The sequence below is a fragment of the Ruegeria sp. C12 genome, assembly GCF_056537745.1.
The window spans coordinates 374,136-392,079 of the sequence record NZ_JBQFSA010000001.1 but is presented as its reverse complement, the minus strand read 5'-3'; the positions used below and the strand labels follow the sequence as shown (position 1 = coordinate 392,079).

Here is a 17,944-nt window from a genome sequence, read left to right as displayed (position 1 = left end):
AACCTCCCGAAGGCTAACCAGAACACGGCAAAGGCGATCCAAATGCTGGCAAATCTCTTATTCTACGCGGGTCTCATCGTATCGTTGACGATAGGGTTCATGTATTTCCGCGACCTCGGCGACATCAGCCAGATGGTGTTGAAGGTGAAGCGGAACAACATGATCCGATTTATCCGCAACGAAAACGCCTATCTGGCCGCCGGTATCGGAGCATTGATCCTTATGCTTATTGGCCATTTAATGGGCGGTGGCCCCGGATGGTTGTTTTTCCTGGGCATGCCGGCCGTGACCGTGCTGATCATCTTCCTGTTCGTCTTCCCCTGGGTTTGGGTCCACATCGGCCTGCGCAATCAGCAAAACAGCGCGCAGTATTTCCCGATCTCAGAAGCGCGCGATTACATCAATCCATCGGCAAGCGTTCTGGTGATCGAGAACAATGGCCACGCACGCGCGCATTCCGACGCGCAGTTGATGCGCCCGCATCTGGCCGGGAATGCGAAAGGGCTGGGTGGAGACGACATCGTGATGACCTATTGCGCGATGGCCAATCTGGGTCTGGCCTACAAGCCCTTAGTCGATGGCAAAAGACTGGACCTGGAAGTGCTGGCCCAGCACGGCAACAACCTGATCCTGCGCGACAACACCAGTGGCGAACCGATCCAACAGATCTATGGCCATTTCGACAGCGATGCCTCAGGGCAGTCCGCGATGCAGCCCTGGCCAACCTTCCGGATGAGCTTTCGTGGATTTCAGAAAGCCTACCCGGACGGAGAGGTTTTTCTGAACAAACCGTCATCGAACCCATTTCTAAGGCTGTTCGATATGTTCACCGAAACCGTGTTCTCGTCGGGCATCGCAAAACAGCATCAGGAATCCGCGCCGGTCATGGACAACATGAGCCACAGCGACGACCGCCTTCCAAACAAGACATACGTCTGGGGCGTGACGGTTGGTGACGATGCCGTGTGCTGGACCGATGATTTCATTGCCGAACATCACGGGCTGATCAACGCCACGGTGGGCGGTCGCGAGGTCGTCGTGTCCTATGACCCGACCTATGAAAGCGTTGGCGTCTGGTACAATGACAGCGGCACGCCAGTGACAGAGATCGATTTCTTCGGAAATGCAAATTGCGGCAGGCTGAACCGGGTCGAAACCCTGCGATCCGGGATGTTCTGGCACGTCTGGGTCGAGTTCTTCCCCGGCACCGACATCAACCGCACAACCGCAGGGCACACCGAGCCCACTCGCCCGCAGTCCGCTGTCGACTCCGCAACCGAACAAACACCTGAGCAGAACCAATGAGGAGCACCGAAATGAAAAAACGGATTGGCCTTTCGGCACTCATCTGTCTCGCTGCAAACGTCGCAACAGCGCAGAACGCACCCATTGTCCACGACGCCGAATACTATATCCTCGAAGCGCAAAACGCGGAACAATGGGCGGCGGATAATGCCGAGGTCGATCAACTGCTAGAGGACTTCCGGGCCACAAACGAAGGCAAGCCGCCGAATATCCTCAACATATTGATTGACGATATTGGTTTCGGCGATCTGGGCATTCCCGAACTCAATGCTGTGCGCGGGTATTCCACCCCGAACATCAACGATTTTTCGGATCAGGCGATGCGTATGGTGCGCATGTATACCGAGCCTTCGTGCACACCCACCCGTGTTGCGATGATGACCGGACGGCTGCCGGTGCGGATGGGGATGGGCGACACCACCGTCGACATCGCAGGGTTCGGCCTGCCCGCTGACGAGGTCACACTGGCCGAGGTCCTGTCAGGTGCAGGGTATGCGACAGCGCATGTCGGCAAATGGCATATGGGCGATATCCCCGAAGCCTGGCCGCATAACCAGGGGTTTGACTGGGCCGGTTTCCCGGTGCACCAGCAGGGGCAGCTCACGATCTTCAATGACGACGCAATCCGGGAACAGGTCTCTGTCGGGATATCGGATTTCGATGATCGCTTTGTTCTGGACAACTTCTTTCGCCCCGACCCGGCAGCCATGGTGACCGGGCTAGAGGCCGAAAAAGGAGGAACCGCGCGCGAAGTTCATATGACCGCGGGCGAACGCTGGACAGCAGAAAAATACGACGACATGAACCAGCGCTATCAGGATCAGACCCTGGAACAGCTGCGCAAGCTTGCGGGCGGTGATCAGCCCTTTTTCCTGCAATACTGGCCTCTGATCCCGCTCGATAATACACGCGCAGGCCGCAGCGGGCCGCAATCGCCAAACGGCGGGCTTTATGTCGACAAGATGCAACTGCTTGATGAGTGGCTGGGCGACATCTTTGCCGAATTAGAGGCACTTGGCATCGCCCAAAACACCATCGTCGTCGTCATGGGCGACAACGGTCACTTCACCAAATACGCCCCTCAGTCCGGGTTCACGCCGATGGTTTTCTCGGGCGGCAAAGGCGATGTGTCCGAAGGCGGTATCCGGGTCGACAGCTTCATCCGCTGGCCCGGCATGATCGAGGCAGACGGGATTGTCGGGGATATCGTCCATGTCTCTGATCTGTACACAACACTGGCTCGGTTTGCGGGGGCGGATGCAGGTATCCCCAGGGACCGGTTGGTAGATGGCGTCGATCAATCTGCGCTGTTGCTTTTGGGGGAAACCAAAGGCCGGCGGGATCACCTGATCGTGTATTCGGTCAAAACGCCCAAGGCGATCATCAAGGATCAGCTCAAGCTGCGTATTCCAGGATCCGGTGAAAGCGCAATCCTTGCTGACTTCTTCGATGTTTACCGGGACACGCATGAAAAATACCCGGTCTCTACCGAGGTTGGCGCCTGGGGCGGGCAGGAATTTGTACGCATTCTCGGACGGCATCTGAAGCGCAAGGAAATGTACCCCGACACCGAACCCGCACGCGGCGTTCCTTATGAAGGCATCGACAACCTGCGTCCCGAAACCCAGGCCGCTGTTGAGGCCTTCCTGCTCAAACAATCCTCGGTCAGCAAGTGACCAGCGGCACTGCATTCGTGACGAACTGACTATCCGCCTGGCCGCAGAGTACATTAAGGAGATTGAGACATGACCATCAGATCAGCCGCCTGCACCGCAAGCACAATTGCTCTGCCCTGTCTGCTTGCTTTTGGCGCATCTGCACAATCTCTGCCCGCGCCCGGCCAGAATGACAAAGGGTGGCGACATACCCTGGGCTTCTATCTGTTTACGCCACTCAGGACCTCTGGAACGTCAACGGTTGCTGGTGTTTCCGCCGATATTGACCTTGATCTCGGCGATGTGCTGAGCGTTCTGGATTTCGCGGCCGCCGGGCGGTACGAGGCATGGAACGGCGATCTGGGGATTATAGTCGACGCCAATTATGTGGGCATCGAAGAGGATGCGACACTTCCCGGCCCACGCGCGACAGCCGTGAACGTGGATGTCCGGCAGAAGTGGTTCGCGATCCTCGGCGCATATCGCATAGCGGACGGAACCTATGGTGCGATCAACCAACGCTACACCGTCGATCTGCAAGGCGGCCTGCGCTATAACTCGATCCGGCAGGAGATCGATTTCACCACAACCGGGCCAGCAAACCCACCCACCCTTGGCGGAGACCAGGACTGGATCGAACCAGTCATAGGGGCCCGCGGCATGTGGCGCCTCAACGAGCGCTGGACGACCATCGCCTCACTGGATCTTGGCGGCTTCGGGGCCGGAGGCAACGACCTTCAGGTCGGGGCCAATATCGGATTTGACTATCAGCCTTGGGAGAATACGGCGATTACGTTTGGCTACCGTTATTTCAGCGTCGATTACAGCGATACACTCGACACTGGCGACTTCGCCTATGACGTCACACAGCACGGGCCCTATTTCGGGGTTAAGATTTTTCTGAACTAGGCTCTGGACCCAGTGCTTTCAGAGTTTCGGCATTTTTCCCGGCCAAATGTCGAGTGAGGCATTACCCCGCTCTCATCATATTTCGACAGTGCCGATAGAACTGCATTAGCTCCCAATCCTGCACTGGTGCGCAGTATTCTTCTCGAGGTGTTTCCGCTGCTTTCGCCAGAAGAAAATCCTCATCGATTTTCAAGGTATCTCGGGCCCATTCGATGTCGTCTGATGCCGCTTCTCTGCATCTGTCTAGTGTCTTGCGTTGAAGGGAAAACTTTCTCCCTCCAAACTCACTACAGTAGCTTTGCACGAGCGGTCGATACTTGCTGTAATTGCGACTAGCCCTTTGCCGACAAAGCGGGATTACCTTAGACGCAACTTTAGCTTCAAACAGACTAATAGACGTGTTTCTATTAATTGCAGGGATTTCGGCACCAAAAATATCACATTTGCTTAGAAAATCAGCAACAATGCATCCGCTTTTCAACGCTGACTTGTCAAAAGCACTTATGTGAACGTTTTTTACGCCGAATAGATCAATAAATTTTTCAAAACTCTCCCGGTACTTTGGGTAGATTTCTATTTCAGAAACCTCATCGATTGTCTGCACCCCTTGTTTAATAATTTGCTGGGAAAAACTATTTGCCCAACTTTCTACACTGCGAGCGTACCCGATTACGCGCACCCTTGATACTCCGAGTTCGCTAAAAAATAGTTTGGCGGCTGCCAATTCCTCATAAGAAAGAGCGCAAAAATCCTCAGCAGAAAGAATAAGCGGGACCTTTTGCTCACGCGCCGTGTTCAATTCGTTTTTGATGTGTTCTTTCGCACTGTGCGCCTTCATGAACCGATAGGGGATACCAGAACCAAATTTCAAACTCTTATGGTATGGAACACATGCCGGGTCAGCAAAGGCAGAAGCGACCAAAAAAGAGTGGTTTGGCCGAGAAAATTCGCAATATCGAACGCCACTTAACAGCTTCGCTCGCTCAGCCCCCTGCAGGGAGTTTTGAATAGTAGAAGAGGCCGTTTTGTGCTGCCCTATGTGGAGAATGACTTCAGGCTGGTGGTTGAGCCATCGGAAGAGTCTCCGAAACCTGCTCCCATGCTTCGTTAAGTTGGCAGAAGTCATATTCCCTTATTCTCCGAGTGTTCTGTCGGTTGGTCACACAGTTGCTTTACGCCGTTGCGGAATCAAGCTGGTTTTGTCGAGGAGAGCTGTTTGCTATCGCATAGAAGCCTGAAGCCGGGCGCGACACCTGCGTTTATTCTTCCGTTGGTTTTCTTTTTGTGCTTGGCGCCGCGCACCATCTTCTGATCTGGTCTGCTTGCGAACAACTAAATTTGATCGTTCATAGATGGTTGGGACCATTTCAAAACCGCCGCCCGAAGGGAGAAACCCACAGGTGAGCAGGAGAAGGATTTAGACCGGCCCTGGAGGAAGCACGGTGGTTAAAAAACTTTAAGCAAGACTGAATAAAGATAGCATCCTACCGCTTTGAAATGGTGCCCGGGGGCGGAATCGAACCACCGACACGAGGATTTTCAATCCACTGCTCTACCCCTGAGCTACCCGGGCACGGGAACGGTGTTTGCCGTTGGGTGGAGGCGTTCTATGACTTGCGTTCAGCAGTGTCCAGAGGCTTTTTTACATTTTTTCAATGTGGCCGCTGAAGGGCTTCGGGCGCGTCGGAAATGTCGGCCTCGATGTCCTCTTCGCGTTGCGATGGAACCGCGTATGAGCCGTTGAGCCATTTGGCCAGATCAATATCCGCGCAACGCTTCGAGCAGAAAGGGCGGAAGCGGTTCACTGTCTCTTCACCACAGATCGGGCAGCTCATTTCCACACCTCTTTCAAAGGGATACGACCCCTTTTGCGCTGCAGTTCGAAGTGGCCCAGAGGGGTCCAGCCTGCCAGCGTTGTTTCGACGGGGTCGTGCCGGAAGGCGGTGCGCAGGGCTTGTTCGAAGCCGCGGCGGTCCTTCTTGGGCATCGGGGCCAGATCCAGCGTGATCTGTCCGCCTAGGCCCCGCACACGCAAGGCGCGGGCCAATTGTTTCGCACAGGCGAAGTTGGCCTTGGTTCCGGCCGCCAAGGACGTGTCCGAGCCGGTGTTTACGTCCACTGCCACCAGTGCCCGCGTGGGTTCGATGTACAGGAGCCCTCCTCCGGTCAAAGGCTCTTTGATACTGCGCGCGGTTTCGAGCGCGTCCAGCACGCCGTGGGTTTCAAACCCGCCGGTCTGGGTGACAACTTCTGCCGGATCGGTCCAGTCGCGCCATGCAAGCAGATGTGGACCATCCCCTTCGCACAGGGTTTCCGGCTCTGTTCCGGGATCGTTCACCACCTGTTCGGCCTGTGCGAGCATGGCACTGATGTCTTCTGCAATCTCGTCAGCATCGGCCCCGGCGCAACAGGAACGCAGGATCAGCCCGTAGGGACTGTCGCCCATCATCTCATGCGCAATTTCAAGCAGCCGGTCCCGCTCATCCTCGTCCCTGATACTGCGCGAGATGTTCAGGCCGGGCGCATCGGGTGTGACAATGGCGTAGCGGCTTTTGAACAGAACGCGATCCGTGACCGGCAGCGCCTTGCCGTTTTCTGCGTAGCCCGTGACCTGAACCAGCACCAAGGCACCCGGGGCCAGACCCTTCACCTGCCGCAGAAACGCAGGGCCGTCCGGCGTGGTCAGGAACATCCCCCCCTGCCCCTTGACCGGGCGATCCGCGCGGGCGCGGTAGATCGTACCGGGGGTTGGCGCGTCGCCTGCGATCAGAAAGTCGTCCAGCTTGCCGTCCACCATCAAGGCCGCAGCTTCGTGGCCTTCTATATGGTCCAGAACAATGGTGCGGCCCTTCATGGCGTTCCTCGATGTAATGGGTAACCGATCGCTTGCAACAGCCCCGACGTTTCGGCCAAAGGCAGACCAACGATGCCGGTGAATGAACCGGAAATCCAGGGGATGAAAGCACTTGCCGGACCTTGGATAGCATAGGCTCCAGCCTTGCCTTGCCAGTCCCCTGTTTCAAGGTAGGCGTTGACCTCAGTATCGGACAGACGCTTTACCCGAACTTGCGAAACCACGTCCTTTTGCAGAACACGGTCACCACGGCGTACGGCAACCGAGGTGATGACGCGGTGACGCCGACCGGACAGGGCAAAAAGAAATGCCGCCGCCTCACCTGCATCTTCAGGCTTTCCCAGAATGCGGCGGCCCAAAGCAACCGTGGTATCCGCGCACAGAACGATATCCTCGGCATCGGCCTGCACGGCCTGCACTTTTTCGCGTGCGATGCGGCTGCAATAGGGAACCGGCAGTTCCCCTTTCAGCGGCGTTTCGTCGATATTCGGGGGTCTGACAGCATCGGGCTGCACGCCAAGCTGGGCCAGCAGGTCCAGCCGCCTTGGGCTGCCCGATCCTAAGATAAACGCCATTGCGGCAGGCGTTACTTGAAGCGGTAGTTGATCCGACCCTTGGTCAGATCATAGGGGGTCATCTCGACCTGAACCTTGTCGCCGGCCAGAACACGGATGCGGTTCTTGCGCATCTTGCCTGCCGTATGTGCGATGATCTCATGGCCGTTTTCCAGCTCGACCCGAAACGTCGCATTAGGCAGGAGTTCCTTCACGACACCGGGAAATTCGAGCGTATCTTCCTTGGCCATGTTGTCTCCATCGTTACGTTGCACCCGCAGAATCTGCGAGGATGTGCGCTTAAATGAGCCTATTTCGGCCTTATTTCAAGGCCAGAATCATCAAAGCTGAGAGATTGTGGCCGATTCGACTCGGGGGATTTGTTCGTCCCAATGGGTTCGGTTCAGAACATGACCATCGGCGCGGACAGTGGCAATCGCGGTCAGATCAATGTCGGCATAGGTCCAGCCGGGCTGGTTCAGGGCACCTTCGGCCAGCACGCCGGTTTGCGGAAAGCCCTTGTCGGGCGGGCCAAAGATGCCCCCGGTGCCGGTGTTCATATCAACCGCCTCGGACCAGTCATTGCTGCCGACCAGCGAGGACATCACCGTCACACACTGGTTTTCCAACGCCCGCGACATTGCACCAATCCGAACCCGCCAATAGCCCGAAAGCGCCTCGGTACAGGACGGCACGAGGATGATATCCGCATCGCTCAGCGCCCGGCCCAGCAGGGGAAATTCACTGTCATAACAGATCAGAATGCCGATCTTGCCCAGCGCCGTATCGAACAGTTTGAGCGGACCGCCAGGGGCGATGTCCCAATCTTCACGCTCGAACCGGGTCATGATTTGCTTGTCCTGATGATCCTGCCGACCGTCCGGCGCATATAGCTCGGCGCGATTCACAGGACGGCCCGGCCCGGTAATCACCGGTGCCGAGGCCCCCAGAATGTACGCACTGTGCTCAGCTGCAAGGCGCTGTTGCAGGGCCTGCGCATCCCCCATCCGATCGGACACCGCCCGGATCGAGCGTTCCAGATCGCCTGCCACCTCGGGCCCGTCCAGTGTCGACAACTCCATCGCACCATATTCGGGGAAGACCAGCAGCTCGGCCCCCTGCCCTACGGCGTCCGAGACCCAGCGGTCCAGCTTGTCCTCATACTGCGCCCAACTGTCGAGCCAGTCGAGATTGTAGGCGGCGGTGGCGACTTTCATTTCAGCGATCCCAGCTTATCGGTCCGCGGGCGAGACTAATCGTCTATGTCCAAGTTTGTATAGTGAGCATGGGCACGGAAACGCGAAAACCGTCGAATTGCCAATCAACTTTTGGCCGGTGTCAGGTCAATCGGTCCGTTGGCCGCCCGAAGCCAGACCCCAACTCTCTTCGTACTGCCCCAAAATCCGCGACATATTCAGCAAGGAATCAAACAGTCTGGCGTATACGTCCCGTGACATCATCGGCTTGGTGTCATCCAGCACATTCACAAGGTCCACGATGGTTGAGGCGAAACGTTCATAGACCACAGCATCTGCCGCTGTTGGGTCCAATGTCCAAATATCGTGCTCGTCATAATAGCGGGCTGGCTTGGGTTCGTTCTCAATCATTCTGTGACCTCGTTAATTCAAGGCCAACTTGAGGGGAAAACCCGCGCCGACAAGTCTGCTGGCAAGAAGTCACAAGATGTTGGCGGGAAAAAAGGTCTAAGCAACAGCCGCTTGGACGATCCGGTCGGCTCCGGCTGCCCTAAGGTGTCCCGCCTACCAAGAAATGCCTAAAGATTTCTGATCCAGAACTGCAACGGCTTCAGCGTCTCACCGTCTTCCCCGATATCCTTCCACGAAAAATGCGCAATCACACCCGGCAGAGGCTCATAGCCACGGGCGCGCCAGAAATCGTCCAGCGGGCGGTAGTTCTCGGGTCTCAACGGGTGATCCGTCGGGCGCTGCACGCCGCAAAAGGCGCATTTGGTGAAGCCCAAGGCGCGCGCATGAGCTTCGCGCAAGTCAAAGAACTTATGCCCGACGCCCTGCCCGCGATAGTCAGGCAACAGGACGGATTCCGCACAATAGAAGATCTGCGACAGGTCCAGTCCCGTTCCATCGAACGCCACTGCGAAATCGTCAGCGTGATCCATCAACGGCGCGCCTGTTGACGCACCAACCAAACGATCCCCTTCAAACGCTCCCACGACGATGGCCTTGTCGCTATCGCGGTAGGATTGCAGATACGTCCGCTCGTACTCCAGATCGCCGTCGTACAAATACGGCCAGGCCCGAAACACCTCGATCCGCAGGCGCGCCACGTCGTCCAGAGCAGCCTCAAGCGCCGCTCCGGTCAGGGCGCGGACCGCGGTGACCTCAGCCATTCGAGACCTGCTTGGTCCAATCCGCAAGGTTGTAGAAAGTGGTGACGCGAGTGATTTTGCCGTCTTTCAGATCGAAGAACGACCCGGCCGGCAAGCGATAGGTCTGACCATGGGCATCCGGCAACCCTTCGTCGGTTTCCAGATAGGTGCCGTTGACGATGAACTCGGCTGCCGCACGGGTGCCGCCTTCGGCCTCGAACACTACGATGTCGGTCAGGTTCTCGCTATAGCAGCGGTTCATATGGGCGCAGAAAGCCGCGAATTTCTCTTTGCCGACGCGAATCTGGCCTTCGTTCACGTGATGGGCCACGTCATCGGACAAACAGGCCAGCATGCCGTCTAGATCCCCGGCGTTGAAGGCATCGAAATAGGTTTGAACGGTCTGTTTCATGGGTCACTCCGTTGGTTCGCCCCAGCGGTCTTTCAGATGCTTGATGATCTGATCGCGGGTCTGTCGGTAGTGGTGTAGCTTTGTTTCGCGCGTCTCACCCATCCCGGTAGGGTCCATTATTGGCCAATAATCGACATCCAGATGAAAAATCCGGGTCAGCTCCAGCGCTTTGCGCTGACTGGCGGGGGACAGGGCGACGATCAGGTCGAAGGAACTGAGGTCATCGCCCCATTCCTCCATCTCGTCGAATGAGCGTGAACGATGGCGGGACAGCTCAACATCGATCTCGTGGCAGACCGAGATGCAGAACCCGTCAATCTCAAGATCATTATGCACGCCGGCAGACTGCACATAGGTGCCGGTGCCGTAGAACTTTTTCATGATGCCCTCGGCCATCGGAGACCGAACCGAGTTGTGGTCGCAACAGAACAGGATCGACTGCGGCAGAGGCGTCACCCGTTAGCCTCCGAAATGCAGCACGCAGATCAGCGTGAACAGGCGTCGGGCGGTGTCAGTGTCCACATCGGCCTTGCCCTCAAGCCGCTCCTGCAACACCCGACTGCCTTCGTTGTGGATGCCGCGCCGGGCCATGTCGATGGTCTCGATCTGGCTGGGCGGCAGGGTTTTGACCGCGTTGAAATAGCTTTCGCAAATCTGGAAATAGTCTTTGACCACCTGACGGAACGGGCCAAGCGACAGGTGGAACTCAGCCGCTTTTTCCGCAGCTTCGGTGGCAATGTCGAAAACCAGCCGCTTGTCGCGGATCGACAGTTGCAGATGATACGGCCCGTCCGGCACCTGACGCCCGTCCCGCGCTGGCAGGGCAAAGCTGTTGTCTTCCAACAGATCATAGATGGCGACCTTACGCTCCTGCTCGATCTCGGGGGTCGGCGGGGGCAGGTTACGGTCGTCCAGTTCGATATGCGAAATGCGGGTCATCTTAACGGTCACAATCCTTCACGTCTGCTCAGACCTATAACAACGCATTTCATTGGGCAACGCACAGAAGCGCCATATTCCACAGGTCTTTGCGTCACATCAGCCGTTCAGCCGATTCAGACGCGCCGTCACCGACAATCCATGTGCCTCAAGGCTTTCGGATTGCGCAAGTTGCTCGGCTGCCGGACCGATGGCACGCAACGCTTCGGGTGTCATCTGGCTCAGCGTCGTGCGTTTGAGGAAATCCATAACGCTGAGGCCGGACGAAAACCGCGCAGACCGTGCCGTGGGCAGCACGTGGTTGGGGCCGCCCACATAATCGCCAATGGCTTCGGGCGTGTATTGACCCAGAAAGATCGCGCCCGCGTGGATGGTCTTTTCACTCAGCACCACCGGGTCTGCGACACACAGCTCAAGATGTTCAGGGGCAATACGGTTGGACAGCGCAGCGGCTTCCTCAAGATCACACACGGTGATGATCGCGCCAAAATCGCGCCAGCTTGCCCTGGCAATCTCGCGCCGCTGCAGGGTTTCCAGCCGCTTTTCAACGGCCCGCGCCACGGCCTGTCCGAATGCGGCATCATCCGTGATCAGGATCGACTGCGCGCTTTCGTCATGTTCGGCCTGGCTGAGCAGGTCCAGCGCGATCCAGTCCGGGTCATTGTCCTTGTCGGCAATGACCAGAATCTCGGACGGGCCCGCGATCATGTCGATGCCCACTTTGCCGAAAACCCGCCGCTTGGCAGCCGCGACAAAGGCATTGCCCGGACCTGTGATCTTGTCGACCGGCGCAATGGTCTGCGTGCCATGGGCCAGCGCGGCAACAGCCTGCGCGCCGCCGATGCGATAGATCTCGTCCACGCCTGCCAGTTGCGCCGCCAGCAGAACCAATGGATTTACCTGACCGCCCGGCGTCGGCACCACGATGGCCAGCCGTTCCACGCCCGCCACCTTTGCCGGTATGGCGTTCATCAGCACGGATGAGGGGTAAGAGGCCAACCCGCCCGGCACATAAAGCCCCGCCGCCGAAACCGCCGACCAGCGCCAGCCCAGCGTAGCCCCAGCAGCATCCGTCCATTGCTGATCCTGAGGCATCTGTTTTTCGTGATAGTCACGGATACGCGCAGCCGCCAGTTCCAATGCCGCACGGTCGGCCTCTGATACCTGTGCAACCGCTTCCGTCACCTCTTCGGCCGAAAACGCCAGCGTGTCAGGCGTCAGTTCCAGCCGGTCGAATTTGGCGGTCAGCTCGATCACTGCTGCATCGCCGCGTGCCCGGACATCCTCGATGATCCCGGCTACAACTGCATCAACATCCGGGCTGTCCTCGCGCTTGGCGGACAGCAGGGTTTGAAAAGCGGCTTCAAACTCGGGCGATGTGGTATCAAGGAATACGGGCATGATCGGGCACTCCGGAGCGTTTCACGGGGACATATCGCCGGGACCCGCAGGTCTCAACCCTTCTTGGCGGGGTGCAGCGATTTGCGCATGGGAAACTGGGTCATCCCGCGCCAGTCTTCCGGCTCGCCCGCCTGCACCCACCCGTATCTCAGGTAGAAGGCGCGCGCGGTATGCGTGGCATCCAAGGACGCTTGTTCACATTCCTGATCTGCAAGTTCTTGCTCCAGCCGCGCCAAAAGCGCCCGACCGATCCCACGACGGACATAAGACGGATCGACGTATAGCAGAGAAATCTTGGACCCCAGCCGCACGCCGCCGACGGCTGCAATCTGCCCGGCCAGTTCTGCGACCCAGACTTCGGACCCGGATTGAATCCATCCCCGAATGGTCTGCGGATCCTTGTTGGCCGTCCACAGGGACAGAAGATGCGGGTCTTTCCCATGATCCGCAGCACAAAGATGGGTGATCGACCGGATCAACACCTGGCTCATCTGGAACACGTCGAACACGGTGGCGCGGCGCAGCACCACCCCCTCGACAGGGTTGGTGAACGCCTGCGATATGCCGCGTTTATTCCGGATGGTTCGGTGCCTGACCGGACGGGGCCTGATAGGGCCGCGTCACGTCTTTGAGCGTTGCTTCAATGGCCTCAACCGTCAGTCGGATCGCTCCATCTCCGGCGAGCGTCAGCATGATCTGGCCCGCGCCATCTTCACCGGGCTCAAAATCGACCGACAGAAGCGACATGACCATATCCGTGTCGCTGCGATCGACACCCTGACTGGCCACCGAAAGCACGGAATCAAAAACCAACACCGATTGCACCCGCTCGAACGGGCGGTCACGGCGCGTGGCTGCGTCCTTGTCCTCCCAGCGGAACCGGTTGAGCAGCAGGCCAAACCGGCGCTGCGAGGGATGCCATGTCATCTCTGTCACCGGAAACACGGCGTCCTGCGCGAGGGTTGAGATTACCTGCAGGTCATCCGCATCCTCGGCCCCCAGATTCAGCGGGGCCTCGCGCCCGTCTTCAAAGCTTGCGTCTGTCATTGGCCCTTGATCCGTTCGATTTTGGCACCCACACCTTCCAGCTTGCGCACCACATGTTCATATCCCCGATCCAGATGATAGACCCGGCTGACCGTAGTCTCACCTTCCGCCGCCAGCCCCGCAAGGATCAGCGAGACCGAGGCGCGCAGGTCGGTCGCCATTACCGGCGCACCTTTCAGACGTTCGACACCCGTCACCGTGGCGGTGCCGCCATGTACCTCGATATTCGCACCCATGCGCACGAGTTCGGGCGCATGCATAAAGCGGTTCTCGAAGATACGCTCTTCCAGTACCGAAGTCCCCTCGGCCGTGCACATCAGCGCCATCATCTGCGCCTGCAGATCGGTCGGGAAACCGGGGAAGGGCTCGGTCACCACGTCCACGGCGCGCACCGGTCCGTTTTTGCGGGTGACTTTCAGGCCTTTCTCGGTCTCTGTCACGCTGACGCCCGCTGCATCCAGCTTGGCCGCAAACGACTCGACGAGAGACAAACGCCCTCCAAGCAACTCCACCTCACCGCCGCAAATCGCCGGGGCCAGCATATAGGTGCCCAGCTCGATCCGGTCGGTCACAACCTGATGCGTTGCACCGTGCAGCCGCTCGACCCCCTGAATTTCGATGGTCGAAGTGCCCTCGCCGGAAATCTGCGCCCCCATCTTGCGCAAGCAGTCGACCAGATCGACAATCTCGGGCTCGCGCGCAGCGTTTTTCAGAACCGTAGTGCCCTTGGCCAGCGTCGCGGCCATGACGATGTTCTCGGTCGCACCCACCGAGGCAAAGCGCATCTCGTGCATCGCACCTTTCAATCCGCCCGGTGCCTTGGCGTGCAAATAGCCGTCTTTCAGCTCAATCTCGGCGCCCAGCGCCTCAAGCCCTTCGACATGCAGGTCCATCGGCCGCGCGCCAATCGCACACCCGCCCGGCAGCGACACAACCGCCTGTCCAAACCGCGCCAGCAACGGTCCCAGCACCAGATTCGAGGCGCGCATCTTGCGCACGATGTCATAATCAGCTGTCTGGCTGGTCAGGCTGTGGCTGGACATCGCGATCACCTGTCCATCCTGCAATGACGACACCTCGGCCCCCAACGACTGCAACAAGGCTGTCATGGTCTTGATGTCACTCAGCCGCGGCGCATTGGTCAGCGTCAGCGGTTCTTCGCTCAACAGCGTTGCAGGCATCAGCGTCAGACACGCGTTCTTGGCCCCCGCAATCGGTATCTGACCGTTTAGCGGCCCGTTGCCCGTCACCAGAATCGAATCCATCTGCTCTTATCCCTCGTCCTTACCGGCCTTGTTGTCGGATGCCGCCCGCGCCCTGGCCTGCGCCTTGCGCCGCGCCATGTTCGCCTTAAGCGCAGCCTTCAAACGCTCTTCCCGCGCATCCCCGGATTTGCCGTGTTTTTTAGGTGTATCTTTGTCTGCCATGGTCTTTCTCTACAGGAGGCGAAAAAAACCGTCCAGACACCCTTGCGCCCCGTTTCGTTTGAGTCTAATCACCCGCCCACAGCGCTGCTGTAGCTCAGAGGTAGAGCACTCCCTTGGTAAGGGAGAGGTCGAGAGTTCAATTCTCTCCAGCAGCACCATTTTTCGCTTTATTTTCTAGCACTTACAACGCAGCAGATTGATGCACATACACCTTGTGTTTTTTTTTGGGCAGCACCTGGGCAGCACCGAAAATTCTAAGCGGTGCGAACGTATCAATCACGTTTGAGCAAGAAATTCCGCTTTAACCAATCGCCATTGGCCTGGGCTGGGCTGCTTCGCTGAAACCGCTGTCCAAGAAAAATTTCATCAAAAAATGAGTAATGAAAGAGTGAAACGGCTGAACATAGAACTGCAATTCATCAAGTGGTTCGACTAGGCCGTGTTGACAAAAGGGATTCACGTCCGGCTTTGAGCATGATTCAAGCTGGTATCTGCGATACAGACCAGCTTGGCACGAGACTTGATTTCTGACGAGGAGTGGGCGTTTTTTGAACAGTTCATCCTTTCCGTCCGCGCCCCGAATGGGCGCAAACCCACCAACCACCGCCTTGTTCTTGATGGCGTTTTCTGGATAGCAGGTACCGGCGCGCCGTGGCGGGACCTTCCCCAAGAGTTTGGGAAATGGTCGAGTGTCTATCGGCAGTTCCGGCGCTGGACACTCGCCGACCTCTGGGAACTGGTCCTGGAGGCGCTGACCGAGAGCAGGATCGTTCCTGACGCCCTGCAAATGGTCGACAGCACCATGGTTCGGGCCCATCATCAGGCAGCGGGCGCTAAAGGGGGACTCCGCGACAGGGTTTTGGCCGCTCAAAGGGTGGCTCAACGACCAAGATCCATCTCCGGGTGAATGCCGCCGGTCTGCCGATGCGAACTGACATTACGCCTGGCCAGTCGTCCGATTATCTCGGCTTCGATCTCATCATGGACGACAATTTGCCGGAACCATTGGTGCTGCTGGCCGACAAGGGGTACGATGCCGAAAGTATTCGTGACCAAATGCGCAGCCGATACATCCAAACTGTGATCCCGATGCGGAAGTCGCGAAAGAAGCGTGTCGGTGTTGATCGCCCACTGTATCGACTGCGGAACCTGGTTGAAAGATGCTTAAACAAGCTGAAAAATGCCCGCCGCGTCGCGACACGTTACGACAAGACCACCGAAAGCTACCTCGGATTCGTCGACATAACGTCAGTCCGCCAATGGCTCTGACATGCGCCATTTGTCAACATGACCTAATACGTGCTCGCCAGTTCTCTGCTCTGTGCAAGTTTGAGAATTTTTGCCGAAAAGCAGAACAACACGCGTTTCTTCAGGTCTTCTTTCGACTCCACCCTCGCAGGGCACTGACGAGGATTTATGAGGCTTGAGATACGAGACGAATGCTGAACTTTGCATAGGCCGTTTTATGCGCACAGGAGACACTGATAGATTGTTTCGAATGACCGATACCTGAACAAAAGCTCCAAATCGCTGCCGAGCGGCATCCCGGCCGCAGAACGTTAGAAATGCGCAGTTTGCAGGCTATTCAAATTCTTGATGAAGGCCCATACGTTCTGGCCGGATAAATCGGCTTTAGGCAGGCGGCATGCTGAATCTCCCGAGAACATAGCGGAGCTCCTAGATCATTTTTTTTGAAGCTCAAATCAGCCTTCGAAGTCCTCCGCATCCTCTGCAATTGCATCTGTGGAAACATCCTCAGCGGTCGGTTTTTCCTGCTTGATCCTTGGCGCAGCTTTTTTCCAGACGGACAGATTTGCGCCTACTTCGCCGTAAAACAGAGGAACGACTTCTTCCAAGTCTGATATAAAGTTGGCCTGTTGTGTGAACCGCCCTCCGAGGCGCTTGGATAAGAAAACGTGGAAACCGTGGGTAACCAGATGGTCCTTGCCTTCTTGGCAGATATCAATGTCTTCTCGCAGGTCTGAGACTAAGTGCTGTGTCGGCTCGCTGGCGCCAGGCCAAAGCAAGCGAATATACAGGCCCTCCATGTTATCGACCTTGATCTGCCGAAGAAGCCAATTCAGCCTGGCTTTTGTCGATTTCTTATCCTCAGGCGCTCGGATGGTCATACCGACATCGACGCACCGCCGCTTCAGGTCTGCGGTGACTTCGATAGGGGCTGCCGTATCCGGAACATCCAATGTGCATTGGAGCTGGTGGTGTTCGCGAAGCATCAGCAGTTCATCCTTCTTCCGCTGAGCCGGATCATTGATGTGCTTGCGCGACAGTTTCTCACTGACGGATGTTTCCACCAATCGGCTCAAGATCAACGACAGGTCTCGGGTTTCTTGATGCCAAGCGTCAATAACGATCTGCGCCTCTGGTGACCGCGCAGGAATGATACCGCCAGACGACACCAGTTTGTTGAGATCGCCCCATTCTTTGGGCATCCTATGGAAGCCCTGAACGCCAGCGCTTTCATGATTGAGGAAACGCCTAAGCTCATTCAGCAACAGTAGTTGATCCTTGTCCTCGACCTGCTCGTTGCTGATCAGCAACTCCGCAGTCGTGACCACATGCATCCAGGACCAGTGATAAACGGGAATCTTGGACCTGCTCTTCCTGACTTCCTCGACCGGGTGCGCGGTCGGCGTCGTCGCGAATTGATTGGATATCGTGATGACGCAATCTACGCCGTTCTCTTTGGCCAGAGCCCGGTATCTTTCAATTTGCTCGGCATCGAGGGTGTTGTTCCCAACTTTGGTTTCAACAAGAGCCTTCCACTCGCGGGAGCCAACCTTCAGGATTATTAACCCGTCGGGCCGGTCCTTGATTATCTTGGACTGGTTCTTGAACACAACCTCGGTGAAAGCATGAACCTGGGCCCGTTTCCCGCGCTTCTGGCCTATTGATTGCAGCAGCGCTGCTCCCAGCTCTTCAATCTGAACCATACAGGCCAGCACAATAGACGTTGTGCGGCCTTCCTTTGACGTGGTTGAGAGAACGGGGAACAAACGGGCAGCTTCGCCTTGAGCCAGGTAATCTGGCAACTTTTCAGTCATCTATGTGCCTACAACTTGAAATTGAATGTCAT

Annotated in this window: 21 protein-coding genes and 2 tRNA genes; 5 read left to right on the top strand and 18 right to left on the bottom strand. The window is 57.2% G+C overall.

The window, feature by feature from the left end:
* Positions 1–42: 42 nt before the first annotated feature.
* The 3 genes from ACR0C9_RS01775 (at position 43) to ACR0C9_RS01765 (ending at position 3,869) form a co-directional block, all read left to right on the top strand.
* A complete protein-coding gene (locus ACR0C9_RS01775) occupies positions 43–1,305 on the top strand; it encodes a DUF3179 domain-containing (seleno)protein (RefSeq protein ID WP_170452387.1) in 1,263 nt (420 codons plus the stop codon).
* Between the two features lie 11 nt (positions 1,306–1,316).
* Positions 1,317–2,981 carry a sulfatase-like hydrolase/transferase gene (locus ACR0C9_RS01770; protein ID WP_480780251.1) on the top strand — a complete coding sequence of 555 codons (1,665 nt, stop codon included), beginning with the start codon at positions 1,317–1,319 and terminating at the stop codon, positions 2,979–2,981.
* A 69-nt stretch (positions 2,982–3,050) separates the two neighbouring features.
* Complete coding sequence (locus tag ACR0C9_RS01765; protein ID WP_480780250.1) at positions 3,051–3,869, top strand: outer membrane protein; 819 nt, start codon at positions 3,051–3,053, stop codon at positions 3,867–3,869.
* A 61-nt stretch (positions 3,870–3,930) separates the two neighbouring features.
* Here the strand turns inward: ACR0C9_RS01765 and ACR0C9_RS01760 are convergent, their stop codons facing one another.
* From ACR0C9_RS01760 to ACR0C9_RS01680, 17 genes are all read right to left on the bottom strand, one after another.
* Positions 3,931–4,740 carry a hypothetical protein gene (locus ACR0C9_RS01760; RefSeq protein ID WP_480780249.1) on the bottom strand — a complete coding sequence of 270 codons (810 nt, stop codon included), beginning with the start codon at positions 4,738–4,740 and terminating at the stop codon, positions 3,931–3,933.
* 627 nt (positions 4,741–5,367) lie between these two features.
* Positions 5,368–5,442 (bottom strand) — tRNA-Phe (locus tag ACR0C9_RS01755).
* A gap of 79 nt (positions 5,443–5,521) precedes the next feature.
* Positions 5,522–5,704, bottom strand: coding sequence for a DNA gyrase inhibitor YacG (locus ACR0C9_RS01750; RefSeq protein WP_170452396.1), 183 nt, complete (start codon positions 5,702–5,704; stop codon positions 5,522–5,524).
* Positions 5,701–6,723, bottom strand: coding sequence for a ribonuclease E/G (locus ACR0C9_RS01745; protein WP_480780248.1), 1,023 nt, complete (start codon positions 6,721–6,723; stop codon positions 5,701–5,703). Before ACR0C9_RS01745 ends, ACR0C9_RS01750 begins: the two co-directional genes overlap by 4 nt.
* The gene (locus ACR0C9_RS01740; protein WP_480780247.1) at positions 6,720–7,298 is read right to left on the bottom strand and encodes a Maf family protein; all 579 of its coding nucleotides are present in this window, start codon (positions 7,296–7,298) and stop codon (positions 6,720–6,722) included. The genes ACR0C9_RS01745 and ACR0C9_RS01740 overlap by 4 nt, the downstream gene beginning before the upstream one ends.
* Before the next feature lie 11 nt (positions 7,299–7,309).
* On the bottom strand, positions 7,310–7,528 hold the full coding sequence (infA, locus tag ACR0C9_RS01735; protein ID WP_005978431.1) for a translation initiation factor IF-1: 219 nt from the start codon (positions 7,526–7,528) through the stop codon (positions 7,310–7,312).
* Between the two features lie 90 nt (positions 7,529–7,618).
* Complete coding sequence (locus tag ACR0C9_RS01730) at positions 7,619–8,494, bottom strand: carbon-nitrogen hydrolase family protein (protein WP_480780246.1); 876 nt, start codon at positions 8,492–8,494, stop codon at positions 7,619–7,621.
* 126 nt (positions 8,495–8,620) lie between these two features.
* Positions 8,621–8,884 carry a hypothetical protein gene (locus ACR0C9_RS01725; protein ID WP_480780245.1) on the bottom strand — a complete coding sequence of 88 codons (264 nt, stop codon included), beginning with the start codon at positions 8,882–8,884 and terminating at the stop codon, positions 8,621–8,623.
* A gap of 167 nt (positions 8,885–9,051) precedes the next feature.
* On the bottom strand, positions 9,052–9,645 hold the full coding sequence (locus ACR0C9_RS01720) for a GNAT family N-acetyltransferase (RefSeq protein ID WP_480780244.1): 594 nt from the start codon (positions 9,643–9,645) through the stop codon (positions 9,052–9,054).
* The gene (locus ACR0C9_RS01715; RefSeq protein ID WP_170452409.1) at positions 9,638–10,036 is read right to left on the bottom strand and encodes a ketosteroid isomerase-related protein; all 399 of its coding nucleotides are present in this window, start codon (positions 10,034–10,036) and stop codon (positions 9,638–9,640) included. Before ACR0C9_RS01715 ends, ACR0C9_RS01720 begins: the two co-directional genes overlap by 8 nt.
* Before the next feature lie 3 nt (positions 10,037–10,039).
* Positions 10,040–10,492 carry an arsenate-mycothiol transferase ArsC gene (locus ACR0C9_RS01710; protein ID WP_170452411.1) on the bottom strand — a complete coding sequence of 151 codons (453 nt, stop codon included), beginning with the start codon at positions 10,490–10,492 and terminating at the stop codon, positions 10,040–10,042.
* Positions 10,493–10,495: 3 nt separating this feature from the next.
* Positions 10,496–10,975, bottom strand: a complete 480-nt coding sequence (locus ACR0C9_RS01705; RefSeq protein WP_170452413.1) for a UPF0262 family protein — start codon at positions 10,973–10,975, stop codon at positions 10,496–10,498.
* Between the two features lie 99 nt (positions 10,976–11,074).
* The gene (gene hisD, locus ACR0C9_RS01700; protein WP_480780243.1) at positions 11,075–12,376 is read right to left on the bottom strand and encodes a histidinol dehydrogenase; all 1,302 of its coding nucleotides are present in this window, start codon (positions 12,374–12,376) and stop codon (positions 11,075–11,077) included.
* A 53-nt stretch (positions 12,377–12,429) separates the two neighbouring features.
* The gene (locus ACR0C9_RS01695) at positions 12,430–12,903 is read right to left on the bottom strand and encodes a GNAT family N-acetyltransferase (protein ID WP_480582473.1); all 474 of its coding nucleotides are present in this window, start codon (positions 12,901–12,903) and stop codon (positions 12,430–12,432) included.
* Positions 12,904–12,946: 43 nt separating this feature from the next.
* On the bottom strand, positions 12,947–13,423 hold the full coding sequence (locus ACR0C9_RS01690; RefSeq protein ID WP_170452417.1) for a DUF2948 family protein: 477 nt from the start codon (positions 13,421–13,423) through the stop codon (positions 12,947–12,949).
* Complete coding sequence (murA, locus tag ACR0C9_RS01685) at positions 13,420–14,688, bottom strand: UDP-N-acetylglucosamine 1-carboxyvinyltransferase (protein WP_170452419.1); 1,269 nt, start codon at positions 14,686–14,688, stop codon at positions 13,420–13,422. Before murA ends, ACR0C9_RS01690 begins: the two co-directional genes overlap by 4 nt.
* Positions 14,689–14,694: 6 nt before the next feature.
* The gene (locus ACR0C9_RS01680; protein ID WP_170452420.1) at positions 14,695–14,850 is read right to left on the bottom strand and encodes a hypothetical protein; all 156 of its coding nucleotides are present in this window, start codon (positions 14,848–14,850) and stop codon (positions 14,695–14,697) included.
* An 83-nt stretch (positions 14,851–14,933) separates the two neighbouring features.
* On the opposite strand from ACR0C9_RS01680, the gene ACR0C9_RS01675 reads away from it, so the two are divergent.
* Both ACR0C9_RS01675 and ACR0C9_RS01670 read left to right on the top strand, forming a co-directional pair.
* Positions 14,934–15,008 (top strand) — tRNA-Thr (locus tag ACR0C9_RS01675).
* A gap of 338 nt (positions 15,009–15,346) precedes the next feature.
* Positions 15,347–16,119 (top strand): IS5 family transposase gene (locus tag ACR0C9_RS01670; protein ID WP_480780525.1). Its coding sequence is split into 2 segments (ribosomal slippage): positions 15,347–15,686 and positions 15,686–16,119, totalling 774 coding nucleotides; the frame shifts between segments, so codons are not numbered across the junction.
* 434 nt (positions 16,120–16,553) lie between these two features.
* Here ACR0C9_RS01670 and ACR0C9_RS01665 read toward each other — a convergent pair.
* Positions 16,554–17,912: a hypothetical protein gene (locus ACR0C9_RS01665; protein WP_170452421.1), complete on the bottom strand. Its 1,359-nt coding sequence runs from the start codon at positions 17,910–17,912 to the stop codon at positions 16,554–16,556.
* Positions 17,913–17,944 lie beyond the last annotated feature (32 nt).

Bases quoted from the DNA above. Each gene is read 5' to 3' on its own strand.
- infA (WP_005978431.1), bottom strand. From the start codon at position 7,528: ATGGCCAAGGAAGATACGCTCGAATTTCCCGGTGTCGTGAAGGAACTC.
- ACR0C9_RS01770 (WP_480780251.1), top strand. From the start codon at position 1,317: ATGAAAAAACGGATTGGCCTTTCGGCACTCATCTGTCTCGCTGCAAAC.
- ACR0C9_RS01720 (WP_480780244.1), bottom strand. From the start codon at position 9,645: ATGGCTGAGGTCACCGCGGTCCGCGCCCTGACCGGAGCGGCGCTTGAG.
- ACR0C9_RS01765 (WP_480780250.1), top strand. From the start codon at position 3,051: ATGACCATCAGATCAGCCGCCTGCACCGCAAGCACAATTGCTCTGCCC.
- ACR0C9_RS01775 (WP_170452387.1), top strand. From the start codon at position 43: ATGCTGGCAAATCTCTTATTCTACGCGGGTCTCATCGTATCGTTGACG.
- murA (WP_170452419.1), bottom strand. From the start codon at position 14,688: ATGGATTCGATTCTGGTGACGGGCAACGGGCCGCTAAACGGTCAGATA.
- ACR0C9_RS01750 (WP_170452396.1), bottom strand. From the start codon at position 5,704: ATGAGCTGCCCGATCTGTGGTGAAGAGACAGTGAACCGCTTCCGCCCT.
- ACR0C9_RS01665 (WP_170452421.1), bottom strand. From the start codon at position 17,912: ATGACTGAAAAGTTGCCAGATTACCTGGCTCAAGGCGAAGCTGCCCGT.
- ACR0C9_RS01705 (WP_170452413.1), bottom strand. From the start codon at position 10,975: ATGACCCGCATTTCGCATATCGAACTGGACGACCGTAACCTGCCCCCG.
- ACR0C9_RS01715 (WP_170452409.1), bottom strand. From the start codon at position 10,036: ATGAAACAGACCGTTCAAACCTATTTCGATGCCTTCAACGCCGGGGAT.
- ACR0C9_RS01745 (WP_480780248.1), bottom strand. From the start codon at position 6,723: ATGAAGGGCCGCACCATTGTTCTGGACCATATAGAAGGCCACGAAGCT.
- ACR0C9_RS01680 (WP_170452420.1), bottom strand. From the start codon at position 14,850: ATGGCAGACAAAGATACACCTAAAAAACACGGCAAATCCGGGGATGCG.
- hisD (WP_480780243.1), bottom strand. From the start codon at position 12,376: ATGCCCGTATTCCTTGATACCACATCGCCCGAGTTTGAAGCCGCTTTT.
- ACR0C9_RS01730 (WP_480780246.1), bottom strand. From the start codon at position 8,494: ATGAAAGTCGCCACCGCCGCCTACAATCTCGACTGGCTCGACAGTTGG.
- ACR0C9_RS01690 (WP_170452417.1), bottom strand. From the start codon at position 13,423: ATGACAGACGCAAGCTTTGAAGACGGGCGCGAGGCCCCGCTGAATCTG.
- ACR0C9_RS01725 (WP_480780245.1), bottom strand. From the start codon at position 8,884: ATGATTGAGAACGAACCCAAGCCAGCCCGCTATTATGACGAGCACGAT.
- ACR0C9_RS01740 (WP_480780247.1), bottom strand. From the start codon at position 7,298: ATGGCGTTTATCTTAGGATCGGGCAGCCCAAGGCGGCTGGACCTGCTG.